Consider the following 5,243-nt stretch of genomic DNA (forward strand, 5'->3'; position numbering starts at 1 on the left):
GCGCCCGGGCGACGAAGGGCGCCCAGGGCCAGCCGGCCTCGCCCATCCGCGCCGCCAGCGCCGCCGGGTCGCTGCGTTCGTCCGCCATCGGGATGGAAAGGCCGCGCAGCAGCGTCTCGGCCAGGCGGGGCAGGGCGATCGCCGCATCCTCCAGGCTCGCCGGCACCGGCAGGCCGAGGGCGGCGGCCAGGCCGCGCGGGGTCGGCACGCAGAACCGGCCGGGCCGGGCGAAGGCGAACAGCTCCAGCAGGTCGAAGGCGCCCATCACCTCCAGGCCGCAGCGCCGGCCCACCGCCTTGGCGTGGCACAGCAGCAGCGGCGGCCCGTCGACCCGGCGGCGCAGCGCCGCGGCGTCCAGCGCCACCAGCTCGCCATCCTCGGTCAGCAGCACGCCGCCCTCCGGCGCCAGCACCAGCGGCTCGGCGTCGGGCAGGGTCAGGGAAAGGGCGGGCGGCGCGATCATGCGCGCACTATAGGGGCGCGCGGCGCCGGCACCAGCCCCGACGATGCCCTCTGGTCACGAATTGTTCCTGTCGGCTGCACCCCACGAGTCCCCCCCTCCCCTCGCGGGAGGGGGGTAGGGGGAGGGGGGTCGTGCCGCGAGAGCGAATGCTTGAGGCGGGGCCGGAGTCCGTGATCAGCAACCCCCTCCCCCTGGCCCCCTCCCGCAAGGGGAGGGGGGACTAGGGAAGAAGCGGGAGAGGCAACGCGTCGGCTCAGCCCTGCGCCGTCGACGCCGCGTAGATCTCGTCGACCGAGGCCGCGATCGCCGCGTTGAACTCGGCGTCGGTCATGTCGCGCTTCAGATCCTCGACCAGAGCGCGCGAGAAGCTGGCGATCATGCCGGGGTTGCGGGCCAGGCGGCGGCAGGCATCGGCGCGGGTGTAGCCGCCGGACAGGGCCACCACCCGCTGCACCGCCTTGTGGGCGATCAGCTCGGCATAGAAGCCCGGCTCCTCCGGGATGGTCAGCTTCAGCATCACCTGCTGGCCGGCCGGCAGCTTGTCGAGGCCCTTCAGGATCTCGGCGCGCAGGATGGTCTCGGCGCCTTTCTTGTCCGGGCTCTTGATCAGCACCTCCGGCTCCAGGATCGGCATCAGCCCGTGGGCGGAGATCTGCGCCCCCAGCTCGAACTGCTGCGCCACCAGCGCGGCGATGCCGGTCGGCGACGCCAGGTTGGCGACCGAGCGCATCTTGGTGCCGTAGACGCCCAGCGCCTTGGCCCGCTCCAAGAGGGCGTCGAGGCCCGGGATCGGCTTCATCAGGCTGACGCCGTCGGCCTCGGGCTGCAGCCCCTTGTCGACCTTCAGGAACGGCGCCACGCCGCGCTCCTTCCACAGGAACTCGGGCACCGGCCTGCCCTGGGCCTGGCCGTCCATGGTCTTCTCGAACAGGATCGCGCCGATCACCTTGTCGCCGGTGAAGGACGGCGCGGTCATGATCCGCACCCGCATCTCGTGCATCAGCCGGAACATCTCGTCGTCGCCGCCATAGGCGCTGTCCGGGATGCCGTAGAGCCGCAGCGCGCCAGGGGTGGACCCGCCGCTCTGGTCCAGCGCGGCGATGAATCCGGGTTTCCGCGCCATCTGCGCCGCCATCGCGTCCTGGGTCATCGCTCGAATCCTCCTGGTTCCGGCCTTGGGCGGGAGGACAGGACCTCAACCGCCGGCCTGTGGGGTGGCCCCCGTTGTGGCATGCCGGCCGCCGGCGGCGCAATCCTCGCCCGTCCGGCATGCCGGGCATGCCGGAATTCGGCACGAATCCGACCGATCGCGCCTTGCCGGCCCTCGCCGCTGGTCTAGACTGTGGCGGTTCCGTCCCCCGAGGTTCTCCCGATGCCGTTCCCGCTGTCCCGTCGTGCCCTGCTCTCCGGCGTCGGCGCCGCAGCGATGCTCGGAGCCATGCCGCGCGGCGCCCGGGCGCAGACCCCGGTCAAGGGCGGCACCCTGACCGTGGCGGCGGACACCGAGCCGCGCAACCTGAACCCGGCGCTGGTCGCCTCCAACGGCGTGTTCTACGTCGCCAGCAAGGTGGTCGAGCCGCTGGCCGAGATGGCCTATGACGGCAAGCTGACACCGGTGCTGGCCACCGCCTGGCAGGGCAGCGACGACGGCAAGTCCGTCACCTTCACCCTGCGCGACGGCGTCACCTGGCATGACGGCCAGCCCTTCACCTCGGCCGACGTCGCCTTCTCGGCGACGGAGCTGTGGAGCAAGCGGCAGAATCTCGGCCGGGTGGTGTTCAAGGACCTGGAAGGGGTGGACACGCCGGACGACCGCACCGCCGTGTTCCGCTTCGCCACGCCGATCCCGCTGCAGCTGGTGGAGAACGCGCTGCCGGCCCTCACCGCCGTGGTGCCGAGGCACCTGTACGAGGGCGCGGACATCGACAGCAACCCGCACAACGAGCAACTGGTCGGCACCGGCCCCTTCCTGTACCGGGAGCACAAGCCGGGCGAATACTACCTGCTGGAGCGGAACCCCGGCTACTGGGGCCAGGGCGGCCTGCCCTATCTCGACCGCATCGTCTACCGCGTGCTGCCGGACCGCGGCGCCATCGCCGCGGCGCATGAGGCGGGGGAGATCCAGCTCTCCGCCTTCTCCGCCGTGCCGCTGGAGGAGCTGGAGCGGCTGAAGGGCCTGCCGGAGCTCGCGGTGGTGCGCAAGGGCTATGAGGGCATCACCTACCAGCTGACGGTGGAGATCAACCACCGGCGCAAGGAGCTGGCGGATGCCCGCGTGCGCCGCGCCATCGCCCATGCCATCGACCAGGGCTATGTCGTCGACACCATCTTCCGCGGCACTGCGGCGGCGGCCACCGGCCCGGTGCCGAAGACCGGCGTGCCCTTCTACACGCCGGACGTCGCGACCTATCCGTTCGACCCGAAGCAGGCCGAGGCGCTGCTGGACGAGGCCGGCTATCTCCGGAAGGACGGCGGCATGCGCTTCGCCCTGCGCCTGCTGCCGGCGCCGTGGTTCGAGCAGACGCGCCAGATGGGCGACTATCTGCGCCAGGCGCTGCGCGCGGTGGGCATCGACGCGACGCTGGTGACCAACGACGCGGCCGGCCACACCAAGGCGGTGTACACCGACCACGCCTTCGACCTGGCGATCGGCTCGCCGGTCTACCGCAACGACCCGGCGATCTCGACCACCATCCTCTATCGCGGCGGCCTGCCGGACGGCGTGCCGTTCTCGAACCAGTACGGCTATGACGACCCGGCGATGAACGACCTGATCGACCGCGCGGCGGTGGAGCTGGACCGGGGTCGGCGCATCGATCTGTACAAGCAGTTCCAGAGCCGTGCCGCCGACCAGCTGCCGCTGATCGTGGCGGCGGAGTTCACCTTCATCACCGTCGCCAGCCGCCGGCTGCACAACATCGCCACCAATCCGCGCTGGGCGACGTCGTCCTGGGCGGATACGTGGCTGGAGGGGTGAGAGGCGGGGCTCCCTGTCCGGCACCCCGCCGCCTTCCCGTCACCGTCATTGCGAGCGCAGCGAAGCAATCCAGGGCCAATGCGAACCGGCCCCTGGATTGCTTCGTCGGCTTCGCCTCCTCGCAATGACGGCGAGGGCTGCCTTGGCGATGGGCGACAACCCGCGGGCTTGACGGCCTTTCGATGTAGAAACATATCTACACCGAACGGAGGCGCCGCATGCCCACCACCCTTTCCAGCCGCGAATTCAACCAGGACACCGGCCGGGCCAAGAAGCTCGCCGGCAACGGCCCGGTGTTCATCACCGACCGCGGCCGGCCCGCCCACGTGCTGCTGACGATCGAGGACTACTGCAAGCTGGCCGGCGGCGGGCGCAGCATCGTCGACATGCTGGCGATGCCGGGGCAGGAGGACATCGAATTCGAGCCCGGGCGCCTGGACGGCCCGCTGCACCGGCCGGCCGACCTGTCCTGATGTTCCTGCTCGACACGAATGTCGTCTCGGAGCTGCGGCGGGCGACCTTCGGCAAGGCCGATCCGGCCGTCACCGCCTGGGCCGCGGCGGTTCCGCCGGACAGCCTGTTCGTGTCGGCGATCACCATCCTGGAACTGGAGCACGGCGTGCTGCTGGTCGAGCGGCGAGACCCGGCGCAGGGCGCGCGGCTGCGCGGCTGGATGCAGGGGGCGGTGCTGCCGGCCTTCGCCGGCCGCATCCTCCCGGTCGACACCGAGGTGGCGATCCGCTGCGCCGCCTTGCACGTGCCGGATCCGTGGGCCGACCGCGACGCGCTGATCGCGGCCACGGCACTGGTTCATGCCATGACGGTGGTGACTCGGAACACGGCCGACTTTGCTCCGACCGGGGTGCGGCTGCTCAACCCGTGGAGCGCAGGGCGGTGAGGCGCCGTGGGCCTTTCCGACGGTGCCTTGCCTGCTCCGGAACATGTTAACAGGTTGCTAAATGTGCGCTGTCGCCGTAATTCTCAATCTTGGGCTTCTGATAATTATCTGATTTCACGGGAATATACTATGTCGTATCAACGGCAAATCAGCAGGGTTAATAGAGACAGATATCAAAAGAAACTTCGAACTATGCTTTCTAGATCGAAGGATAGTGATTTTTTCAAAATGATATGGGCTCTCGATGCGATGAAGTCGGGACGGCCGGAGGAGGCCAGGCGATACCTTAGCTTTCCGGAGGCGGCCGCTACTTCTGATCCTACGTCAAAATACGCCATACATGATTGGGAGCTCGAAACCCTCGTCATGCAGCTTTTATGTCAGGAAAAAGAAGAGAAGAGAGAAGGAAAAAATAGAATCGCAAACTGTGAGTCATTCGAATTTTCCTCGAGAATAATAAATGTACTCAGAAATTTTGAGAATGCGGAAGCTGGAGTATATCTTGATAGTTTAAATATTCTATTAGAATTACATAGAATCTCACATAGGCAATTTTCTTGGCAAAGAGGTTATTTCAATGTAGTTCAGTTTTATAGATATTATTTCATATATGGTCAAGGGAATTTGGCTGCATTCTTTGAGAAAAAATATGGATTGACGATAAGTGATTTTTCAATGGTTGGATTCGCAATGTATTCGGCAGCAAAGAAGGCGCCATGGATTAATGCGGCATCTGTTAGTTCGTTGTCCTCTGTTGGTATATCTCCGATGGTATCTGCCACGGCGTTAAGATTGCTCTCTGTACCGATTCTGCGAGCCAGGAAAGAGGCGCTAGACCTAAAGAGGAATTCCGAGAGATCGAGTGGTGGCCCCCTGCCTGTTGCCTATCAGCCAAGCTACTTAAG

General features: G+C 66.5%; 5 protein-coding genes and 1 pseudogene. 4 read left to right on the forward strand and 2 right to left on the reverse strand.

What is annotated here, in order from left to right; genetic code table 11:
- Both P409_RS25880 and P409_RS25885 read right to left on the reverse strand, forming a co-directional pair.
- Positions 1-463 (reverse strand): annotated as a pseudogene (locus tag P409_RS25880) (ATP-dependent DNA helicase); the annotation flags it as partial.
- Between the two features lie 253 nt (positions 464-716).
- On the reverse strand, positions 717-1,613 hold the full coding sequence (locus P409_RS25885) for a fructose bisphosphate aldolase (RefSeq protein ID WP_034845223.1): 897 nt from the start codon (positions 1,611-1,613) through the stop codon (positions 717-719).
- A gap of 222 nt (positions 1,614-1,835) precedes the next feature.
- Here P409_RS25885 and P409_RS25890 point away from each other — a divergent pair, with 222 nt between their 5' ends.
- The 4 genes from P409_RS25890 to P409_RS38270 form a co-directional block, all read left to right on the forward strand.
- Positions 1,836-3,440, forward strand: coding sequence for an ABC transporter substrate-binding protein (locus tag P409_RS25890; RefSeq protein WP_034845225.1), 1,605 nt, complete (start codon positions 1,836-1,838; stop codon positions 3,438-3,440).
- 218 nt (positions 3,441-3,658) lie between these two features.
- Entirely contained in the window at positions 3,659-3,913 is a 255-nt protein-coding gene (locus P409_RS25895; RefSeq protein WP_034845227.1) for a type II toxin-antitoxin system prevent-host-death family antitoxin, read from the forward strand.
- Positions 3,913-4,338, forward strand: a complete 426-nt coding sequence (locus P409_RS25900) for a type II toxin-antitoxin system VapC family toxin (RefSeq protein WP_034845229.1) — start codon at positions 3,913-3,915, stop codon at positions 4,336-4,338. The genes P409_RS25895 and P409_RS25900 overlap by 1 nt, the downstream gene beginning before the upstream one ends.
- Before the next feature lie 228 nt (positions 4,339-4,566).
- The coding region (locus P409_RS38270) for a hypothetical protein (RefSeq protein ID WP_152613541.1) at positions 4,567-5,243 on the forward strand (677 nt) is incomplete at its 3' end.

The organism is Inquilinus limosus MP06, from assembly GCF_000767795.1.
In the GTDB taxonomy this organism is placed as follows: Bacteria; Pseudomonadota; Alphaproteobacteria; order DSM-16000; family Inquilinaceae; genus Inquilinus; species Inquilinus limosus_E.